The organism is Stieleria bergensis, assembly GCA_007745635.1.
In the GTDB taxonomy this organism is placed as follows: domain Bacteria; phylum Planctomycetota; class Planctomycetia; order Pirellulales; family Pirellulaceae; genus Stieleria; species Stieleria bergensis.
This window is the reverse complement of record CP036272.1, coordinates 397,347-418,576: the sequence shown is the minus strand read 5'-3', so window position 1 is coordinate 418,576 and position 21,230 is coordinate 397,347. Positions and strand designations below refer to the sequence as shown.

Here is a 21,230-nt window from a genome sequence, read left to right as displayed (position 1 = left end):
TCGCCACTGCATTTGCTAGCAACAGCCACCAACGCCGCGATTAAACAGGCGTGTTGAGACGAGCGTTTCGTGCCACCTGAGCCGTTGTTAGCTTGAAGACAGTTTGCATTTGCATTGGCTGAGTTAGGATGCCGCTAATCGCAAAGCTCATGAAGTGCGGCAAAGCTTGAGAGAGCTTTCGCGAAGGATCATCGACTGCCAGCCACTGCAGCCGATTCGCAGCATGGCGATGAAGGTGAACCACGTTTGACAGCCGGCGGTCAACGTTCTTTGCATTGACTTCCCAAACGACGACTGCGTCACGGTAACAACCTAAGGCAGCAGCAACGACGGTTGCATCGACGGGAAGAATCTGAAAAAGCAATTGCCTCTCCAGCGAGAGGTTACTTGCGATGTTCTGCTTAAGGTGTTGATTGGCAAAACGTTTTGCGGCATCGCTCCAGCGGTGCCCCTGTTCACAAACGAGCACAGCAACTTCAATCACGACTTTGCTCTCCATCAAATGTCAGCCCTTGGTACCAATCACTGGCTTGAAGTGCTGGAGTCTGCTCAATGGTCTCCAGTTTGCGAAGCAGCCTTGCCCTGGAGATACTTAGTCGTCGCGCTGCTTCGGCGCGATTGCCATCAGATTGCTCAAGCGTCTTGAGGATCAAAGCAGCCTCAAAGCGAGCCACTTCATGATCAAGATCCATCTTCAAGACTTCAGGTGATGGGTGGCCAGACGGCCGATAAGATCGAATTGCCAGCGGAAAGTGATCGGGCTGAATCGATCGAACGGCGGCTGACTTTCGGCTCGCGGCCGACGCCTTGCTTGCCGCATGCTGGATCGCTTGTTTCAGTTCAACAAAATTATTGGGCCACGGATACAGAACCATCGCGTCCATCGCGGCCTGGGAAAACCGATCGAGATCGCATTCGCCGCCCACCCTTAACTGCTGCAGGATCGCCGTCGCGATTAACGGCAGATCCTCCACGCGTTCTTGAAGCGGCTGAATCACAATCGTTGGCCCACAGAAACGATCGGCAATTTTCGGCAAGACCCCAATGGCATCAGTAGAACCTGTCCCTGAATCGAACGTATTGAGCGCAGAATCATTGACCAAGGCGGGATCCTCCGAAGCAGCCATCTTGGGATCGGGAGAAGTCAGGGCGATCAACCTCAATCGATCACCTGATTGCCGCAAGTGTTCCCACAACTGAGCCTGGGCTTCTAAAGGCGTCTCGTCCAGTCCCCTTACCAGCACCGTCGCCAAATGCTGCGGATCATCCAATAAATGATGCAGCGCAGGAGTCAAGGAAGCATCCAAGAGCTCCGCATCCATCAACGGACCGTCAATGGTGACAAAGGGTTCGTCCGTTGTGCTTTGAACTTGGATATCACGGGCAATGCTTTCTTCCAGACAACCCGCCTGGGCAGAGATCAACAGGTCCGCGCGTCGCGAGACGGCCCATTCGATCTGGCGCCGCAATCGCTGGGCAGATCGTGAACGACCGAGACAAAGCTGATTCGAGAGCGCATGATGCAACTGATTCCACGCATCAAGCTGCTGTCTCAATTGCCGGGCAAGAGTGACATCCAAACCAGGAAGTGGCGCAGCGCTAAAACCTCCAATCGCCAGAACAAACGGACGATGACTTTCCCAGAAAGCAGCTGGAGCTGGAAATCCAACCGGAGGAACATCACCATCGGGTTGGCCCGTCGCCGAGTGCCCGGTGCTGGAGAGTTCAGCGAGCCCAGATGCACCGAATCCTGCATCGCTAACGGCGGCCTGATCAAGATACAAAAACAGCGTCTCGATCGTTGTCTTGCCAGAGCGTTGGCGATTGGCGGGCTGGACTTGCAACCAAGCTTGTCGGGTTTGTTCGATCCCGACAGGCGCAGCCAGCGAGGCTACCAAAGCATCCAGTGGATCTGCCGGTGACTTCCCCGACACCACCGCAAGACGCCCAATCAGCGACTCGCTGTCCAACTGTAATTGCGTTGCCAGCCCGGCGGAAACAAATACCAGTTTGCCAGTGTGGTCAATGGCCCAAATCGGCGTGGCTGATCGGTCGATCAGACGCTGCAACACACGATATTTGGAACTCTGAAAACTTGGCTGAACCATGCTCGGGCTGCTGCTGGAATGAACGAGCGTCGAAGCACGACAGTGCGCAGCGACGCTCCGTTGTTAGCCACCGCTCATCGCCCCAGTCACGCCAAGCTAAGAACCAAGCGATCGGCGGGATGCCGATTAAAAGACATCCAAAATGAAGTGGTGTCCGGAGTGGAAGCGACGTGGACTGGGATAATAGTTGTGCCACTTTCGGTTGTAGACGGGAATCTGCATCTCAGGGCGATAGCGGTGATACAAGCTATCAGCACTGCGATACGCTTCCTGTCCCTGAAAATTCTGTGGGTAGTAAACGTAGGGATAGTGGTAAAAGCGATTCCAGTCGACGTAGCGGTTATTGCTACCCCAATTTTGTCCGTAAGCACGCTGCTCGGCCGACGCTTCGCCGGAAACAGCAAGAGCCGCAAAGGCGACTGCGGCAACAAAAACCAATTGACGAAGCATTCCTGCTTTCCCCCTCATGTCGGCCTCAACGACCATTCGCTAGCACTCGACAAACTGCTGCTGTCTTGGCGCGAATAAGCTGTGACCGACAAATTGTTCGATGAAATGGATGTGCTTGATGACGCTTGACTGCGTTCAAGCTGCACACAGGAAGGCTTTTTTCCAATCGGCTCGTAACCGCGGCGTCAACTTAGCCGGCGATTTGGGGGCCGTTCACGGCCATCCGCACACAACGGACGACTCGCAAAACCCGGAGATCTCCCTGGTCTAGGGTGGTATCGGCAAAACGGGCTGTTCGGGTTGAGCCGATCGTGAGGCGATTTCGATGAGAAACGCTTTCTGGCTTACCTCTCGGCCAAGAGAAACGTATGATAGAGGGAATTCGATCGCCTCCCCCCCACAATCTTTTTGGCAGCTCCTCGAATGCAAGTTGATCCACGCATGAGTTACATCGCTCAAACTCATCCCAAAGCCCCTCTCGATCGCGACCGCTACAGTCTACCACGCCTCAATCGCAATGCGCCTGCCCTGTGTTGGCGTGGGATTGCTGGCCGCGGGTTGGCCGTCGCACTGGGGATCTTGTTGACACTGCTGCCTGCCGTGTCCCAGGCCTGCCCGTTTTGTGAATCTGTCCAGCAAACCATTCGTCAGCAATCTCTGACCATGGACGCGGTGGTGATTGCTTCGTCGGTTGATAGCCAACTGACGCGAAACTTGGATACCGGCATCGTCAAAATGAAGATCCACCAGGTGCTTCGCGGTGGCGAACTGGTCAAGGTGGACCAAGTCATTGACGCAATCTACTACGGCGATGTCAAAGTCGGACGCCGGTTCCTGCTTTCAGGGGTCGACCCACCTGAACTGCAGTGGTCCTGCCTGCCACTGACAGAAGACTTTGAAAAATACATCATCGGTGCGATCAATTTGAAAGAGGATCCATTGTCGCGTTTGCGCTACTTCCGCAAATTTCTTGAGAACGACGATCGCCTGATCTCCCGCGATGCCTACGACGAGTTCGCCTCCACGCCCTACGAAGAAATGATGAAACTAGGGGCAGAGATGGACCACGACCGACTGGTGGAATGGGTCCAGAACCCTGAAATCGGCGCTGACCGTCGCCGGCTGTACTTCACCATGCTGGGAATCTGCGGCAGCAAAGACGACCTGCCGATGCTGGAAGCCCAACTGCGCACGCCGACCAAAAGTGTCTCCAGTGGACTCGATGCGTTGATCGCCTGTTACTTGACACTGGCGGGCGAAAAAGGCCTGCCGCTGATCAACGAACTGTTCATCACCAACAAGAAAGCTCCGTTCAAAGAAACCTATGCGGCGATCATGGCGATTCGCTTCCATGGAACCGACGGTGGTGTGATCCCACGCAGTGCACTGGTGGAATCCTTGCACGCAGTGCTTGAGCGACCCGAGCTCGCTGATATGGTGATTCCCGATCTAGCCAAGTGGGACGACTGGAGCCAAGTCAATCGCATGGTCAAGCTCTTTAAAGACGCTGACGAAAAGAAAAACTGGGTCCGCGTTCCCGTGGTCAATTACCTGCGAGCCTGCCCATTGCCGGAAGCCCAAAAGGCCATCGAAGAACTCGAGAAAATTGACCCCGGCGCCGTGCAGCGCTCAAAAGCTTTCTTCCCGATTCCAATCCGGTCGAAAAGTGACGACAAAGATGACCAAGCCTCACGCACTCGCAAGGAACGCTTCGAAAAATCCAAACGAGCTCTCGTTTCGGACACTCGGTCCGACAAGGCTCGCCCAATTGGCGGATTGCCGATCAACGGCCCGTCGCTCAAGGTAGCCGACGCTTCATTTGTCGCGACTGGCGATGCGACCGCCAAGCGAAACCACTCCGATGATGCGCCCCAATTGACCACCGTTGCTAGCATCCCAGGTGCCAAATTGCTGGGTTCACGAATTTTGCCAAACCAGCTGAACCCTTGGAATCTTACGCTCGTAATGGTCATGGGATTGGCGTCACTCTGCATCGGCATTTTCCTAGTGCTGACCGGAGGACGCGTCTTCGATCCCCCCAAAGCTTGATCTCAAAGCCAACGGCCCGATGGCGGGCACGAACCCTGATATAGCATCGATGAGCGCAGAGAACCAAACGTCATTTGCCGATCTAGAAACCGCATTCGCCTCGGAATCCACCAACGTTGATTCGAGTAACGAGTTTCCCTATCGCGCAATCAGCCGCAGTGCGATCTGGGCAACCGTCCTAGGCGCATTTTCGCTTGCAGGCTATCTGTCGATCATGTGGCCGGTCCTTGCCCTCACAGGTTTGGGCATCGTGCTGGCCCTGTTCTCCCTGCGGTCAATTCGAAAGTACCCCAACGAATTCAGTGGTCGCGGGCTGGCTTTTTTCGCGCTGATGATGAACCTCACCATTCTGGTGACCGGCTCGTCTTTCCACACCTACGTCTACCTCACCGAGGTCCCCGCAGGCTACGAACGAATTGGCTTCAACATGTTGCGATTCGATGGCGAGCCAGATCGGTACACCGAAGCCTCCGTTGAACTGGACGGCAAAGATGTGTTCGTCAAAGGCTACATCCACCCAGCCAGTGGCACAGGCATGCTGAATCGGTTCATCATCGTCGGCGACCTGCAAACCTGCTGTTTTGGCGGTCAGCCTAAGAGCAGCGAGATGATTGAAATCACACTCAAGCCAGGCCAAACCATGAAAGCGGGTGACTTGGCCAAACGAAAACTGATCGGCAAGTTTCAGCTGAATAAGTTTCCAAAGACACGGGCAAGCTTCGAAAACCAAGTCTTCTACCGCCTTGTTAGCGGCTCCGACTCCCGGCTCAAATAGCCTGCGGCGGCAATCCCCACAACAGTTTCTCTGGATTCAGACCCTGCTGATCCGATATACTGTTAGGTCACGGAAGCTAAAACAAGCCAATCAGCGCTGAGCCAACGGACTTAGCCGTAACTGATTTGCCTGACCGTGACTTCATTTTGCCGTGAAACCAGCAGGATCACTCCATGGCCAGCCCGCTCCTCAGTAGCCGTCCAGCACGCCTTATCATCACCGCAGTCACATCCAGCCTTGCGCTGCTTGCTGCGTTCATCCTCTGGAATCTCGCCCCTGCCGACGCGTTGGAGAACGCATTGGAGAACGCGGTACGCCAAGACGAAGACTCCACTCCCAAGCGAGCGGATCTTTCCGAGACCATCACACAGGGAAAAGCTCAGGTAGCAAAACGTGACCAGGCGACACGCCCACAGAGCGCCCTTTCGCCTCGCGATCGGTTTGCCCAAAACAGCGATAAACCAACAGTTGAGTTCCGCCCCAGTTCGGAAGCGCAACTGGCAAAAGGCGAAATCAACTTCGATGATCTCAAGTTCGATATCGAAAAGGACTCTGCCTTCAATTCATCGATGTGGACCAAACGCCTTAAACGCATCAACGACAAGAACGTCAAACTCCGCGGCTACATGCTGCCGAGCTCCATCTTTCAAAGCTCCGGAATCAAGCAGTTCGTACTGGTTCGAGACAACCAGGAATGCTGCTTCGGGCCAGGCGCCTTACTGTTTGATTGCGTGTTTGTTGAAATGACAGGTGATGCGACGGCAAAATTCACCACTCGCCCGGTGACTGTGGAAGGCACGTTCCTGCTTGATGATGAAAAGTATCGCTACCCAGAAGGGACAGGACCGGGAACAGCCACTCACATGGCTGTGTTTCGCATTGAAGCCAGCTCGGTGAAATAACCACTTGGTCAAGCGCCAGCCTTGATGGCTTGGTGAGCCTGTTGCACGGGCGTCTCCCAATCGCCAAGATCTGTTTGGCGGACCAATCGCATCGAAGGATACCACTGAGTGGTGTCACCTTTCTGAAGCCATCGCCAATCAGGAATCTTCCCCAGCAGGACGGTGGTCGGAACCTGAAGAGCGCCCGATAGATGCGCCAGTGACGTATCGGTCGTCAGCACATGATCAAGATTTTTCAGCACTGCAGCGGTGTCCGTGAATGCGCCGCCCGTTGCATCGGTGTCCTTGGGCAAGCGTAGAATCTGATCTCCAAAATCAACCTGCTCCAGCTGCTCACTGCCAAATCCAAATTGCAGACTCACGAGCTCAATCTCTGGGTCTTCCGCCAACGGACGATACTGCTGCAATGCGATGCTGCGATACACGTCAGCGTGATGCTCGGGGTTTCCTTGCCAAGCGATGCCCACTCGCAAGGGAGACTTCTCCGGAGCTTCGGCGCGAGGCAGATTGGCGTTCAGCCAGTTGCCCCAATATTCCGTCAACGGTTGCGACACATTCAGGTAACCGGCAGTCGGGTGCGTGTTAAAACCATCCAACCCGTACGGCAACTCACCAAAACGCTGATACCAACTATCCACAGCATCGATCAGCGAAGATTGAAAATGAATCGGCGGCATGGATTCGCCCGTTGGCAGCATTCCAGCCACACCGGCGACCGAACGGAACAGCGGAATCATCGGCTCATCGCAAACCATGTAGACATGGGCGCCTAAGCGAGACAGGCAACTGGCCATGCGTACAAACTGAATTTCGTCGCCGCGACCTTGCTCGGGGAACAGCAACAAGCGTTTACCGGACAAGTCTTGACCGTTCCACAGAGGCAAACTGCCAGCCATCCGCTGCATGCCTGGCATGCTCCAGCGCCAGCGATATTCTGGCCAACCACGCTTGTAATCACCGAGCAGTAAATAGATGACCCCTAAATTGCGATGCAGTTCAGGTTCTTTAGGAGCGAGCTGCAAGCCTTTTTGATACCAGGTCAAACCGCGTTCTAACTCGCCTGCCCAGACCCACAGCGTGCCACGGTTTTTGATCGCGGACAGGTACTTGGGGTCTTGCTTGAGCGCAGTCTCAAAGCACTGATCGCTTTGGTCAATCTGGCCAACCATCCGGAAGGCATTGCCCAGATTGTTCCACGCGATAGGAAACTGGTCACGAATTTTCAGCGCCGTTTGATAAGCCTCAATCGCTTCATCAAACCGGCGCAAATCGAAAAGCGCAATTCCCCGATAAACATGTGCCTCGGGGTTCTTGGGCTTTTGATCAATGACCTTCTCATAGATCGCCAAAGCCTGATCGGTCTTGCCAGATTGATGGATGGTCCAGCCTTCACCGAGGGCGTTAGCAATATCAAACATGGCAATCAGTCAAGGAACCCAACGAGATCTTGGCTTCGGCTAGGTTGTTGCAATTTGCGAACCGCTTTGGCTTCGATTTGTCGAATCCGCTCCCTGGTAACCTTGAAGATATGGCCGACTTCTTCCAGCGTGTAACTGTACCCATCACCGAGTCCATAACGGAGCTTAATAATCTCGCGTTCGCGATAGGACAACGACTTGAGCACGTTTGAAATCCGCATCTTCAGCATCTCTTGCGTCGCGCCGATTTGCGGGCTTTCTGCAGCGCCGTCTGGCAACAGATCACCAAACTGACTGTCTTCGCTATTACCGACGGGCCGATCCAACGAGATTGGGAACCGACTCATGGTCAACACACGTCGAGCTTCTTCAACGGTCACATCGGCACGACGAGCGGTTTCCTCAATCGAGGGTTCGCGTCCCAGTTCTTGCAACAGTTGCCGTGCCACATTGCGAACTCGGCTCATGGTTTCCACCATGTGCACAGGAATCCGAATCGTACGACTTTGGTCCGCAACAGCGCGAGTGATCGCCTGTCGGATCCACCAAGTCGCGTAGGTACAGAATTTAAAACCGCGGCGATATTCAAACTTGTCAACCGCCCGCATCAAACCTGCATTGCCCTCTTGAATAAGATCCAAGAACGACAAGCCACGGTTACGATATTTCTTGGCAATCGAAACCACCAATCGCAAGTTCCCTTCGCTGAGTTCTCGCTTGGCTTGCTGATACTCAGAATAAACGCTACCGAGCATCTTCACGCGATTTCGCAGCGAAGTCGGTGTCTCCTGGCAGGCAGTGAGGATCTGACGACGTTCACGCAATAATTCTTCGCGACGTTCTTTGCCCGCACGCGTTCGCTTCTGCTCTTTGACCAGACCATCGATCGCATCCAAGCGCTGACTGAACTTCTCCAGCAACTCAATGCGGTTCTCAATGCGTTGCGTTCGTAAACCCAACTCTTCGATCAGTCGCACAGCGCGACGGCGACGGCGCGCCAATGACTTCCAGGCTTCTGCACGACGGCGTTTTGAAGCCGACTTGCTGATCGCAATCTTCCAATCGCGATGGTTGCGTTTGAGAAGCGTCTGTAAGGTCAACAGATTGTGTGGCAAGCGGCCAATGATCTGCTCTTTCTCTAGCCTGTCAGTGACGCTGACTTGAACGGTTCGATCGAACGGCAACTGCCCTCGATAAACCTTCTTCAAAGTCTTGTAAGCTTCTAGCAAGACATAGTGATTCTCAAACAACTTGGTGCGAAAGCGTCGGCGAGTTTCTTCGATACGCTTGGCAAGTTCAATCTCTTCGCGACGAGTCAGCAAAGGGATCTCACCCATCTGCGTCAAATACATTCGCACCGGATCGTCCGACCAAGTTTCAACTTCATCGACACCAAACATGTCATCTGAAGTTGACAGCTGAACCTCACCTTCAGCAACTTCTTGTGCACTTGCTACGCCACCATCTTCCTCATTCTCATCAACAGGTAATTTACGGAAACCGCCGGATACCATGTCTGCAGACTGTACGGCGACGTCATCGAATTCGTCCAAGAGGCTATCGAACAAGAGTACAAACTCCAGGAGGAATGTTTGGGGTTATTAATCAACGATAATGGTCCGCTGGTCGGCGTGGCAATGAGCTGATCGGAAACCATGCAGCCTGACAAACATCACTTCACTGCAACCAAACATCATGATCCAGCCGATGTGGCATCTGATCTCTGATGGAGTCACAGCGATGAGTTTTTGCTTGAGATAGCGGTTTGCGGTCACCACATTGTGATGCCAACAAAACTCTACCACCCCTCTAGCGTTTGCCTGACTGCCTCCCTTAATTGGAAAAAACTTCTGGTTGTCCCATTTAACCTTGCTTGGTTGACTTTACGCATTGGCGCAGGAATTCATGCGTCAGTAACCTTCGAAAACCTAGCGCTAGAACGTGCGATCTGCTAGTGCTTTTCAAAGGTTTCTTCATAATGTGCGCGAATTCACACCACGCCTTTTTGCAAAGTCATCTTGGCCAAGCCCTATTGGCTTAGCACCATTCCCCCGCGACAGCCTGCACCAGTTTAATCACGCCACATGTCGAAGTTGGAACCCACCGGAGGTCACCTGGAAAAGGCTTCCGGCCAAACGAGTTCGCGATCACAACTGCAAGAACAAACGAACCAACTTGTGATGACTTTCGTAAACGCCTGCCATGGATCTCGTTGCCTGGGTGGATCGAGTGAGCCCCCAGTGACGAGTGAATCCCCAGTCATCGGTGCCGATCAATCGATGACACGATCGCAGGGGAACCAACGGGCACTCCAATCGAAACCAAAACGCTGCATGTGAAACACAATGGACTCTTGTTGACTTGACGCCGCACCTGAGTGCAGTGACTCGCAAGAGCCGAATGCTGATTCCCGAGCCGGGTAGCCCTCGACTAAGTCATGCTAATGAAGCGGTTGATCACAACAAACAGAAGCAATCAAACCAAACCCAGCACAACCAAATCGGCGCCACACCTAAAAGGTGATTTGCGACAGAGGTGGGATCACATCAGGGTTCTCGTTCCTTTCGATTGGTGGGGCCGCCAGAGATGATGGACGGTGTTTATGAGGTCAATAAGGTGGGAAAAGTTTGTTTGCATGGGCGCACCAAACAAGTTGGCGCAGTTATTTTTGCCTTCCTAGCGATACTTAGTGATTCATGCCATGGGGGTGAGGCCTTCCGATCATCCTGACGGAGCCTGATGCGAGAACTATGATTCGCTTTGATCCACATTCATCTTTGATGTACGACGCCAAGCGGTGTCACCGGACAGGATGGGGTTTGAACCATTCCCTTGGGTCTACACGCCATGACGTAGAAGTGGCAGGTACACTGGCATGACCAAGCACCGACAAGATTCTAGTCCGACGACCGCCCGGGTCCACCCATTTGCATATCAATTCCAACTCTTATTTCCCGCAAGACCGTTAAAATGCATCTGCTAACTTGCCCAGACTGCCAGAGCCAGGTCCCCGTTGCACCGGCCCGTGCCGGGGAACAGATCCCCTGCCCCAGCTGCGAGGCTGTGATTCAAGTCCCTAAATTAGGTGAGCTTCGAAAACTCCCCCGACAGGAGGCCCCTGGCGCAACGGCGCCAAAGGCCGAGCAACCTCGATCCAACGTCGCTTTCGCCAGCTTTTTTTTGCTCTGCGTCCTCGCCAGCATGGTCACTTTGTTTTGCGGCACCATGTATCTGATGAGTCAAGCACCGGTGACCACCGAGTCTTTTTTGGCCGATCGGAAAATCGACCACCAGCAAGCCTCGCCTGCTGACATGGTGATGGAGTTCAATGCGATGGAAGAACGCTCCCTGGACGTTCGCATTCCATACAGCTTCCAGACAGAAGTTGACGTCAAACAGGGCTGGAGAAATCGATCTCTGTTCTCCGCCGCTGCCACGAGCTTGCTGGCACTGTGCACGCTGGGCATCGGTGTCACTGGAAACCGAAAATCCCGAGCGTCCGGCAACTGACTCGGGGCACTGCCAACCCTTTCTTCTGCCAGCAAACACAAGGGCTAGAAAGCCGCGAGCCGCCCCCGGTCGCTCAATCGCGGCGACCAATCATCCACGGCGACACGCCAAAAAGGCTGAGACCCTCAGCAGCGTCCGAATTTTTCGCGGCCTCAGACCTGGGCTCGTCTTGCGTGAAACGCCGTCAACCCGCTATACCGGTGATTGGCTCATTCCCTGCCGCTGCTGCAACCCACCCGAACACGCTTCACCCCGTGGCCGCAACCACGATCAGCCCGTTCGGTTTGGCCACAGCAGTTTACCCAGACACTGCACCACTCTCAGCCGACTGCCTGCCAGCGACTGACCTCCCGAGTGTGCTCAGAACGCGAAAAGGACTTCGCCATGGAACTTCGACTCGAAGAAATCGCCACGCTCGTCGGCGGGGAGCTTCATGGAGACGGTTCACTGCTGTGCAGAGGTGCCAATCCGGCTGGCCAATCAACCACTGAAGAGATCACCCTGATCCTTTCGCCTGCTGACGCAGCGATTTGGAACACTCAGGCCAAACCAGCGCTGGCTTTCGTCACTGGCAGCTATCAAGCCGAGATCAACGTTCCACAAATTGTCTGCAACGAGCCGCATCTGGCGTTCGAAAAAATCGTCGCTCATTTCCGCCCACCACTGGGCCCCAAGATTCCCGGCGTAGGCTGCAGCCCGTTTAGCAAAGTCGCTGCGACTGCAGAAATCCATCCCACTGCGACCATTGCTGAAGACGTGGTGATCGGCGAGCGCACAAAGATCATGCCTGGCGTCGTGATCATGGCTGCCTGCACCATCGGTGATGACTGTGTGATTTATCCCCACGTCACGCTGTACGAGCGTACTGAGATCGCCAATCGCGTGGTCATCCACGCAAGTTCTGTGTTAGGCGCCCATGGATTTGGTTATCGACAAGAAGCCGGCCGGCACGTTGCCAAAGCCCAACTGGGTTCGGTCAAGATCGAAAACGATGTCGAGATCGGAGCCTCCGTCACCATTGACCGTGGCAGCTATGGCGCGACCACAATCGGTGAAGGCACCAAGATCGACAACCAAGTGATGATTGCCCACAACTGCCAGATCGGAAAACATAACCTCCTGTGCAGCCAAGTCGGCATCGCAGGTTCCTGCACGACCGGTGATTATGTGACCCTGGCTGGCCAAGTGGGCCTGAAAGATCACATCACGCTTGGAGACCACACCATCATCGGCGCCAAAGCCGGTGTCATGGACGACTGCGCTGGCAACCAATTCTACTTGGGTGCACCGGCCATTCCCTATCGCGATCAAATGCAAATCTTCGCCCTTCAGCGCAAACTGCCAGAGATGCGAAAAGAGCTCAAGGAACTTCGCAAGCAACTGCAGAAGCTTGCTCCGTCGTCTGATCAACCAGAAACCACAACCAAACCAATCTCCCAAAACTCCAGCCGAGGCGAGGCTGCCTAAGGGGATGCCATCAACGGCAAGCTAGGACGAGCAATGCAGCGCGATTCACATCAGGCCACCAACCTTTCAACTGCCGCCGCGCGCACGGGACCACCGATCGGCCTGATCGCCGGCTGGGGAAGCTTCCCGATCGAAGTCGCTGAGCATGTCACCAACAACGGTCGCGATGTCTATTGCGTGGCCATCAAGGACCACGCCAGCGAACAACTGGAATCGATCTGCAGCGGTGTCCGCTGGTCTGGGGTCGGAAAAATCGGCGCCCACATCCGCTTCTTCAAACGACAGGGTGTTGAAGAGGTCACGATGGCTGGCAAACTGTTTAAGTCGGACCTGCTCTTTCAAGGCAGCTTGATTCTCAAGCACCTCCCGGATTGGACTGCCATTCGCACCTTTGCTCCAGCGCTGCTGGGACGACGTCCCGATGCGCGCGATGACAACCTCTTGCTCGCCGTCACCAACACCTACCAGAGACATCACATGAAGATCGCCGCAGCGACGGACCTCGCACCACAACTGTTGATCAGCGAAGGAGTCTTTTGCGGCAAAACGCTTTCTTCGAAACAACAGCAAGACGCCGATTTTGGCTGGCAGGTTGCCAAGCAAATGGGCGGCATGGACATCGGCCAATCGATAACCGTCAAGGACTCAACCATCCTGGCCGTTGAAGCCGTCGAGGGAACGGATCAGTGCATCGAGCGAACCGGGCAATTATGCCGGCGCGGCGGTTGGATGCTGGTCAAAGTTAGCAAGCCAGAACAAGACATGCGCTTCGATGTCCCCACCATCGGCCCGCAAACCGTGCAACGAGTGTATGAGGGCGGTGGCACAGCCATCGTGGTTGAAGCCGATAAAACCATTGTTGTCGAACAACAAGAAACAGCCCAAATGGCAAAACAACTCGGCATCACGATCGTCGCCGTTCGCGATCAACACTCAGCACAGAAATCCCAGCAACCGCCGCACCAGCGTTCAGCCTGATCACTTCAGGACCCGCCCTCTGATCGGGCAATCTAAAACCGACGGACTTGCTGGCTCAGTGAATCTCAAGACTGGATTCAATCTCTGGCTGCGCATACTCAGCGGCCGCCGTGTGCACCACCAAGTTCGGCAACATCTCAGCGGTGCCGCGATAATGAGTGTGCCCGCAGAGGACCACCAACTTGATGTGCGGATGCTCGGCAGCATAATCCAGTAAAGCGTCTCCGACTTGGCCGCATACAAAGAACGGCGCCCAGTTCTCGTCGGTTGTCCTGCCTTGATACCAACATGCCTCGCAAAACGGTGGCACATGCGTGGCCACATAAATCGTCTGCGCAGAATCCGGGACAGAACTCAACTTGGCCCTCACCCTTGCCGCAGACTGCTGACCTTGCTGCTGAATCAGGCCTTGCCACAAATCTCGATCAACCTGATGAAAGTCGCTAATCTGTTCGAAGTCTTGCATCCGAACCGGCGAACCTTGATAGTCACCGCGCGTCCCATCGCCCCAGCCATCTTCGCCCAACAAGTAAACCGAATCGCTGATCGCAATGGGCGCGCTATCGGTTAAATAGCACAGCTCTGGCAACTCCCTTGCCAAAGCACTGGCTTGCTGGCGCGTTCGAGCGATGGAGGAACCATAAAAATCATGGTTCCCAAGCACGAAATAGATGGGCTTGGCAAAGGCGTCTGCTAAGCGGCGCAACTGGAAGTAAACATCATTCGATTCGGAAATATCACCCGTGATTAGCAAGCCGTCTGCCTCGGCTTCGCAAAGCGCCAACAGCCACTGATCCCACGTGGGAAAATCGACGTGATTGAGATGAATATCAGAAGTCCAGAGCAAGCGCATGTGGCTATTTCCAATCCGCCCCGAATAACAACCCCAAGTCATCGCCAATAAAAAACGGCTGGTCACACCAGCCGTCTTTTTTTCGTTGAGCCCATCGGGACGCCAGAACATGGCGTCCTTTTCGATTGCCCGACTCAATTTGCTGCACCCCAGTTTGGCGAGACCCAGTTTGGCGAGACCCAGCTGAATGAAACCGCCAAGCGTGCATCATCCACCGCGTCAAACCAACATCGATACACGCCTAGGCTGACCCAGCGGCAGCCTCTTTCGCTGCTGCGGCAAGGGCTTCTGCCTTGTCGGTGTTTTCCCAGGTAAAGCCTTCACCGTCACGGCCGAAGTGACCGCCGGAGGTGGTTGGCTTGTAGACCGGTCGACGCAACTGAAGATGCTCAATGATGCCACTGGGAGTCAGCGGGAAGTGTTCGCGAACCAGATCGCGAAGCACCTCATCTGGCACCGTACCGGTTCCCTCTGAGTCAACATGCACGCTCACCGGCTCGCTGACACCGATTGCGTAAGCCAATTGGACTTCACAACGTTCGGCCAATCCGGCTGCAACAATGTTTTTGGCGACGTAGCGTGCCATGTAAGCAGCACTGCGGTCAACCTTTGTTGGATCCTTGCCGCTGAACGCACCACCACCGTGGCGTCCCCAGCCACCGTAGGTATCAACGATGATTTTACGTCCGGTCAGGCCACAGTCTCCATGAGGCCCGCCAACGACGAATTTACCAGTCGGGTTGATGTGGTAGGTAATGTCGCTGGTGTCCAAGTCGCTTGGCAGGCAAGGTGCGATGACGTTCTCGATAATGAACTGACGGATCTCGTCGTTGGTCACATCTTCGTCGTGCTGAGCACTGACAACAACGGTATCAATGCGAACAGGCTTGTTGCCAACGTATTCGACGGTCACTTGGCTTTTATTATCCGGACGCAACCAAGGCACTTCTTTATTGAAGCGAGCTTCGGTGATGCGATTGATAATGCGATGCGAAAGTGCAATCGGCAATGGCATCAACTCGGGGGTTTCAGTACAGGCATAACCGAACATCAAGCCCTGGTCGCCCGCACCAACATCCTTACCGGCGTCGGAGTCCGAATCGACTCCCTGCGCAATGTCAGGACTCTGTGTGTCCAGAGATACCATGACCGCACAGGTGTCGCCACAGATCCCCATGTGATCGTCGGTGTAACCGACTTCGTTGATGGTTTGACGAACAACGTCGGAGTAGTTGACCTTGGCTTGCGTGGAAATCTCACCCGCGATCACGGCCAGACCAGTGGTCACCATGGTCTCGCAGGCGACACGACTATTGGGGTCTTGCTCAAACAACGCATCGAGGATGGCATCGGAAATACGATCAGCCAACTTGTCGGGATGCCCCATGCTGACAGATTCGCTAGTAAACAAAAAACGAGCTTCGCTCACAGGTAAGTCTCCGTGGTTGGTTTCCGAGGTAAGTTCGGGCAAGCTAAATTCTGGTAGGTCAAACTCGTCCATCAAAGGTACAATTAGCAAGGCATAACGTAAATTGCTCAGGCCTCGCTGAAAAGCACCAGCACCTTCAAAATCCCATTGTGGCCCACAACTCGTGACAGAACCACCCACTGACGGCCCAGATCCGCCCTCCAAGCCCGAATCGGCACGACTTGCCCCCCATGCGGCGAAGAAGAATCCGGCGGCCAGCGGAAATCAGGCGGCCGCCCCACAACGGCCGGCAAGGGGACCAGAAGAAGTGCCCAGCAAGCCCCAGCAGAGAACGGCGCCGCCAAACACCAGCGCCCCTGCCGCCAACGTGAATCCCTTCCCAGCTGGCCAGGCCGCACGACAGCCAACGCTTCAAACGCCGCATCGGCAGTGGCCCGCCATGGTGCTTTCAGGCAGTTTTCACCTGATCGTTTTGATCCTGTTGCTGTGGACCGTCGCCAAAACCACCAAAGGAACCGGCGGCGCTCCAGACCGGCCGATCGGGATTGCGGTGGTCCATCGGCTGCCCGACCGCGACGTCTACCAAGAAGCACAGACCGCCCAGCAACAACAAACTCAGCAAGAGCAACAGGCTTTGCAACAAGCCACCATGGCCGCCGCCGCACCACCGGCAGGCAATCATGACGCCCTCGACTTAGACGGAATCCTGGCGGCCATCGAAGCCACTCCCGCCCCAGTTGGCGGCAGCGGCATCGCTGGCGACGCAGCGATCGGCAGCGGGGACCTGGGCAGTTCGCAAACCGAACAATCTCTCCCCAGCACACCAACCGGCACCGCTGAACTGTTCGGGGTCAGCGGCAGTGGACGGCGCTACGTTTATGTGATGGATCGCAGCGATAGCATGAACGGACTAAGCGGATTGCCACTGCGCAGCGCCAAACGCGAACTGACGCGCAGCCTGAATTCGTTAACCGAAAAACAACAGTTCCAAATCATCTTTTACAACGATACCGCCAGCCCCTTTCCCACGTCCTCAGGCATCACGCAAATGATTGATGGCCAAAGCGACGAACTGAAAGCTGCCGAACGTTACATCGAATCAATGAAAGCCTTCGGCGGCACAAAGCACAAAACCGCCCTGCTGATGGCACTGCGAATGCGGCCCGATGTGATCTTTTTCCTGACCGATGCCACCATGCCTCGCTTAAGCAGCAGCGAACTGCGCGACGTTCAGATGCGAGCGGATTCGGCCGGAACAACGATCCACTCCATCGAGTTCGGCAGCCAAAGCAGCGGCGCAGCCAATAGCTTCCTGCGCGAACTGGCCGCCATGAACGGTGGTCAATACCAGTACGTCGACGTGCGAACGCTGAACAGCTTCCTCAAAAAGCCCCAGTGATTCGCAAACCTCAGCAACTTGCAAAACTCAGCAACTTGCTGCGATGTCCGATCGACCCAAGACAGACCAAACACATTCAACCAGCGCCGATCACGTGAGCTCAACCACGCCTCTCTCCTCTGCTGTGCTGTTGCTTAGCACGCTGGCCATTGCGCTGCCGACAACGTGGCCGGTCACGCAAATGCAGGCCCAAGAACCAACCGCGCCATCGGCCGCGCACCAACTGTTCTTGGCCCCCTCTGCGACTGCCCAGCAAACGCCGCGGAACCAACGCTGGTTTCCAATTCCCGTCAACAGCATTCGGGGACAGATCCTCGAATTAAACGACAAGCAAGCCAAGATCCAAGTCCCCGGCAAAGTGCAAGTCGACACCTATGCCGCCAATCGAGTCATCCATGTGCGTCTGGCCAACACACCCGACGATCAGATCAAGGCGTTAGCTCTGTATGATCAACGACAGTTCTCCGCTGCCCTGCCCGCCATCGTCAAGGCGGTCAGCGAACCGCAAAACGGACAGCGTGCTCCTGTGTGGCGTCAACAGTGGCTTTCCATGCTTGCCGCACGCGCTGCGATGCAAAGCAATCGCGGTTCAGTGGCGATCGAATTGGTCCGGCAATTAGACCAGCGCCCGCTGCCAGCGATGACACTTGGCTTACTGCCCATTGTCTGGGACTGGTCGGACACATCGGCATTGGTGCAACCTGCGGTCAAAGCTGCCGGCAGTGACTCCCTGGCGGTCAAACTGGTTGCCGCCAGCTGGCTAATGCGTTCTCAGGACTATCGCGACGCGGCCAAATCTGCCTTGCAGCGACTGGCCGCACAGACTCAGCGACCAACGATTGCCACGCTGGCCAAGCAATTGTTGTGGCAACTGAAAACTCCCGTGCAGATCCAAAGTGACTTTGAAAGCTGGGAAACAGAGGTCGAAGCGTTGCCGATGCCTCTCCAGACGGGACCGATGATTGGATTGGCAACCACCCTGCGTCGCATGGGGCAAAACGAAGCCTCACAGCGTTGGTCCAAGGCGTTGGAGCTGGCTGCACCGACTCCCTATCCAGTGCCCAAGCCAACGCAGCCCATCCCCTGAGCGCCAAGAACTGCCGCTGCGATCGAGCAAATCACCAGCATGCACCGAGTGCGTGAAGACACAACACCCGATCAACCCGCCTCACGGTGTGGCTTACTGAGCCAACAACTGAACCGCATCCAGGTGAATCAGGCCCTTGGTTTCAGCACTTTGAATCAGCACCTGCACGGATTGCCCTTTAGCGACGTTCACGATGGTAACGGGAACGAATTCGCCATCCTGGGTGCCCTGGTAATTGATCCGCTGGGTCACGTCTTGATCACCACAGATCACTTGAACCGGGGCACTGGTCGATCGATTATCGAACGGAGCACTGCGAACGCCAACTTGGTAACGCCCCGGTTGATCAACCTTGATGCTGTACTTTGCCGATGCACCACTGTTCGGTGACGCATAACGATAGCTGTACCCGATGTACTTGCCACCCGTTCGACCAGCAGACCACTTGCCTGCCGTCTGGGCATTGCGATCGTCAACCACGATCCCTTTCATTTTCGCGGGATCGCGGCCGGTAAATGGGCCATAGGCTGGTGCCTCGGGAAGCGCTCCGGGATCAATGCTGATCGGGGCTCCCGGCTTGGCTCGTCGAGCCTTGCCAGGTAAACGCAGCAGTTCCTTGAGCTCATCGAGGTGCTTTTCATAGACCTCGCGTGGCGAACAGTCATGCTGGACACACAAGGACGCCGCCTTGCCAACCACTTCACCCATCATGCCGCACGTCTTCATCACTCGCACGGTGCCCAAGGCTTGGTGGGTCACGCTAATGTTTCGGCCGGCCATGAAGAGGTTGTCTATGTTTCGGCTATAGAAACAGCGATACGGCACGGGATACCCGAACGTTCGATCAACCCGATTATCATGCACCGCCTTGCTGATGAAGGGGTTGTCTGGATAGGACTTGGCATACTGTTCTTTGGGATAGTGCAAATCGATTGACCAAGTACTGGGAACGAAGCCATCGGGAAACTGCCGCTTGGCGACGACGTCCTCCTGCGTCAAAACCACATCACCAAGCAAGCGATTGCTTTCACGCGGCCCACCCACGTAAGCCACCCAAGTCAGCCAGGCATTCCGGTGATCGGCGGCTCCGTCCCTGTTTTTCATCGCATTGAAAGCACCGAAGACGGCGCGGAGGTTCCAATCGCGAATCCCCTCGGCATCGCCGACGGCGTCTTTATCAAAACCACTTTCCCAGAACCACTGCCCATGATGATCACGGGGGTAGGGAAAATCTTGCATCTTCAAATCCAACGCCCAAGGCGTCTGAGGGAACGCTTGTGCGGTTTTCGCTTCATCCCAGGCCCACATATTGCTCATGCCCATGCGTCCATCTTCAGCCATCTCACGATCGGCATCAACAAAGACCCCCAGCCAACCGTGACCAGTGCAATCAACGAATCGATCTCCCGCCACTCGCACCACTTCTCCAGTCTTGGTATTGAGCATGTCAACGGACTGGATGTGCTGATCCTTGATGATCGCGTCAAAAGCGTGCTGGTTCAGGAAAAGATCAATGTTGTCCTCAGCGCGGACAATCTGTTCTTTCAGCGAATCGCCGAACTCTTCATAGGTGCCAGGAGACTTGGTCGCCCGGTCGGCAAATTCCTCAATGATTTCGCCGATGCGAGAGTACTCACCTCGGCGAATGTTCCCCTTGGCCCACACGCGAACTTCGCTCGATCCGTTGCCGCCCAGCACGCCACGATCTTGAATCAAGGCGACCTTGCAGCCCATGCGTGCGGCGCTGATCGCCGACCCCATCCCAGCGTAACCGCCACCGACAACCACCACGTCATACGGACCGACCTGCCGCGTTTCGGCGGGCAAGTTCAACTGTTTGCGACGCCACGATGACATCACTCCGCCAGGCTGAGGAGGCTGTACATCGAGATCTTGCGTGAAATAAATGCAATCACAACGACCATTGAAGCCCGTCAGATCCTTCAATCGCAATTCGACTTTGCCGGGATCCAATTGAACTTCACCACCATCATGCCAGGCCCAACGCTTGTGCTGTGTTCCAAAGGTGACGGGCAAAAGATCGCCATCAATGGAGAGCTGAAAACTGCCTGGATGCCCACTCGCATCCCAGCGTGCGACCCAGTCAAACGTTCGCACCCAGACTCGGTAAACGCCCTTGGCGGGAACATCGATTTGCGTGACCGCATCGCCCACCGGCTTCCCCAAACCATGAGCCAACAAGTAAGGCGAACCCATCTGCTGGATGAACTGAGTGTCCAGTTTCCAGCCACCGAGATCGGCAAAGCTCTCCGCTTCAACAAAGATTTGCTTGCCTTGATTCTCCTGTGCAACGGCCCCGGACGGTGAAAATCCGGTCGTGAACAACAGCATCAAACCAGCCAGCAGGGAGGCTTTCAACAACTGAAAAAAACAGCTCATAGGGGATGACCTTACGAATCAAGAGAGCAATTGGGGTGCAAGCAAGTGCCTGCCAGGGGTTTGAACGGGCAGCTGAAAACAGCAGCTTGTATCGGTGGCTTGAAACAGCCAGGGGCGGGAGAGCGACTAGTTTAGCCCAACTTTTTGCCTCAACCAGCCTCAGGGCAACAGAAGTCACGCGGGCAGCGACGAAGTGCGTGGCCGCCCAGCCTAGCGGGCCGGATCGCTGTGGGGACAACCAAAAGCGTTCTGGAAACAACCAGCAATGATCGCCAAAAAACGCAGAGCAGGGCTTAAAAACACCCGCCGGGCGGCACAACCACACCCGAACAGGCTAAGCCGTTGCATTTGGGGCTGAGAATTCAAGAACTTTTAGCTAGACTTTCCAGGCGTCGTTTAAGTCCA

The 21,230-nt window shown here is 55.2% G+C and carries 16 protein-coding genes; 8 read left to right on the top strand and 8 right to left on the bottom strand.

The window, feature by feature from the left end; all coding sequences use genetic code 11:
- Positions 1-40: 40 nt before the first annotated feature.
- The 3 genes from SV7mr_RS01290 to SV7mr_RS01280 form a co-directional block, all read right to left on the bottom strand.
- Positions 41-484 (bottom strand): hypothetical protein, encoded by a 444-nt coding sequence (locus tag SV7mr_RS01290; protein WP_145268483.1) that lies wholly within the window; start codon positions 482-484, stop codon positions 41-43.
- Positions 477-2,108, bottom strand: a complete 1,632-nt coding sequence (locus SV7mr_RS01285) for a helix-turn-helix domain-containing protein (protein WP_145268481.1) — start codon at positions 2,106-2,108, stop codon at positions 477-479. The genes SV7mr_RS01290 and SV7mr_RS01285 overlap by 8 nt, the downstream gene beginning before the upstream one ends.
- A 126-nt stretch (positions 2,109-2,234) precedes the next feature.
- On the bottom strand, positions 2,235-2,558 hold the full coding sequence (locus SV7mr_RS01280) for a calmodulin-binding protein (protein WP_145268480.1): 324 nt from the start codon (positions 2,556-2,558) through the stop codon (positions 2,235-2,237).
- Between the two features lie 423 nt (positions 2,559-2,981).
- Between SV7mr_RS01280 and SV7mr_RS01275 the strand changes: the two genes are divergently transcribed.
- From SV7mr_RS01275 to SV7mr_RS01265, 3 genes are all read left to right on the top strand, one after another.
- On the top strand, positions 2,982-4,607 hold the full coding sequence (locus SV7mr_RS01275) for a hypothetical protein (protein WP_419187953.1): 1,626 nt from the start codon (positions 2,982-2,984) through the stop codon (positions 4,605-4,607).
- Positions 4,608-4,656: 49 nt separating this feature from the next.
- Positions 4,657-5,382: a hypothetical protein gene (locus SV7mr_RS01270; RefSeq protein ID WP_419187952.1), complete on the top strand. Its 726-nt coding sequence runs from the start codon at positions 4,657-4,659 to the stop codon at positions 5,380-5,382.
- A 173-nt stretch (positions 5,383-5,555) separates the two neighbouring features.
- Entirely contained in the window at positions 5,556-6,284 is a 729-nt protein-coding gene (locus tag SV7mr_RS01265; RefSeq protein WP_145268478.1) for a DUF3299 domain-containing protein, read from the top strand.
- Positions 6,285-6,292: 8 nt separating this feature from the next.
- Here SV7mr_RS01265 and SV7mr_RS01260 read toward each other — a convergent pair whose 3' ends face one another.
- Positions 6,293-7,702, bottom strand: a complete 1,410-nt coding sequence (locus SV7mr_RS01260) for a tetratricopeptide repeat protein (RefSeq protein ID WP_145268476.1) — start codon at positions 7,700-7,702, stop codon at positions 6,293-6,295.
- 5 nt (positions 7,703-7,707) lie between these two features.
- Positions 7,708-9,270: a sigma-70 family RNA polymerase sigma factor gene (locus SV7mr_RS01255; protein WP_145268474.1), complete on the bottom strand. Its 1,563-nt coding sequence runs from the start codon at positions 9,268-9,270 to the stop codon at positions 7,708-7,710.
- Between the two features lie 1,666 nt (positions 9,271-10,936).
- Here SV7mr_RS01255 and SV7mr_RS01250 point away from each other — a divergent pair.
- The 3 genes from SV7mr_RS01250 (at position 10,937) to SV7mr_RS01240 (ending at position 13,657) form a co-directional block, all read left to right on the top strand.
- Positions 10,937-11,212 carry a hypothetical protein gene (locus SV7mr_RS01250; RefSeq protein ID WP_145268472.1) on the top strand — a complete coding sequence of 92 codons (276 nt, stop codon included), beginning with the start codon at positions 10,937-10,939 and terminating at the stop codon, positions 11,210-11,212.
- Positions 11,213-11,596: 384 nt separating this feature from the next.
- The gene (lpxD, locus tag SV7mr_RS01245) at positions 11,597-12,679 is read left to right on the top strand and encodes a UDP-3-O-(3-hydroxymyristoyl)glucosamine N-acyltransferase (protein ID WP_145268470.1); all 1,083 of its coding nucleotides are present in this window, start codon (positions 11,597-11,599) and stop codon (positions 12,677-12,679) included.
- 33 nt (positions 12,680-12,712) lie between these two features.
- Positions 12,713-13,657 carry an LpxI family protein gene (locus SV7mr_RS01240; protein ID WP_145268468.1) on the top strand — a complete coding sequence of 315 codons (945 nt, stop codon included), beginning with the start codon at positions 12,713-12,715 and terminating at the stop codon, positions 13,655-13,657.
- Positions 13,658-13,712: 55 nt separating this feature from the next.
- Here SV7mr_RS01240 and SV7mr_RS01235 read toward each other — a convergent pair whose 3' ends face one another.
- Both SV7mr_RS01235 and metK read right to left on the bottom strand, forming a co-directional pair.
- Positions 13,713-14,621: a metallophosphoesterase family protein gene (locus tag SV7mr_RS01235; protein ID WP_419187951.1), complete on the bottom strand. Its 909-nt coding sequence runs from the start codon at positions 14,619-14,621 to the stop codon at positions 13,713-13,715.
- A gap of 130 nt (positions 14,622-14,751) precedes the next feature.
- Complete coding sequence (gene metK, locus SV7mr_RS01230) at positions 14,752-15,939, bottom strand: methionine adenosyltransferase (RefSeq protein WP_419187950.1); 1,188 nt, start codon at positions 15,937-15,939, stop codon at positions 14,752-14,754.
- Between the two features lie 163 nt (positions 15,940-16,102).
- Here metK and SV7mr_RS01225 point away from each other — a divergent pair, with 163 nt between their 5' ends.
- Both SV7mr_RS01225 and SV7mr_RS01220 read left to right on the top strand, forming a co-directional pair.
- Positions 16,103-17,338: a vWA domain-containing protein gene (locus SV7mr_RS01225; protein WP_145268466.1), complete on the top strand. Its 1,236-nt coding sequence runs from the start codon at positions 16,103-16,105 to the stop codon at positions 17,336-17,338.
- Positions 17,339-17,381: 43 nt separating this feature from the next.
- On the top strand, positions 17,382-18,425 hold the full coding sequence (locus SV7mr_RS01220; protein ID WP_145268465.1) for a hypothetical protein: 1,044 nt from the start codon (positions 17,382-17,384) through the stop codon (positions 18,423-18,425).
- A 93-nt stretch (positions 18,426-18,518) separates the two neighbouring features.
- On the opposite strand, the gene SV7mr_RS01215 is transcribed toward SV7mr_RS01220, so the two are convergent.
- Positions 18,519-20,825, bottom strand: coding sequence for an FAD-dependent oxidoreductase (locus tag SV7mr_RS01215; RefSeq protein ID WP_145268463.1), 2,307 nt, complete (start codon positions 20,823-20,825; stop codon positions 18,519-18,521).
- Positions 20,826-21,230 lie beyond the last annotated feature (405 nt).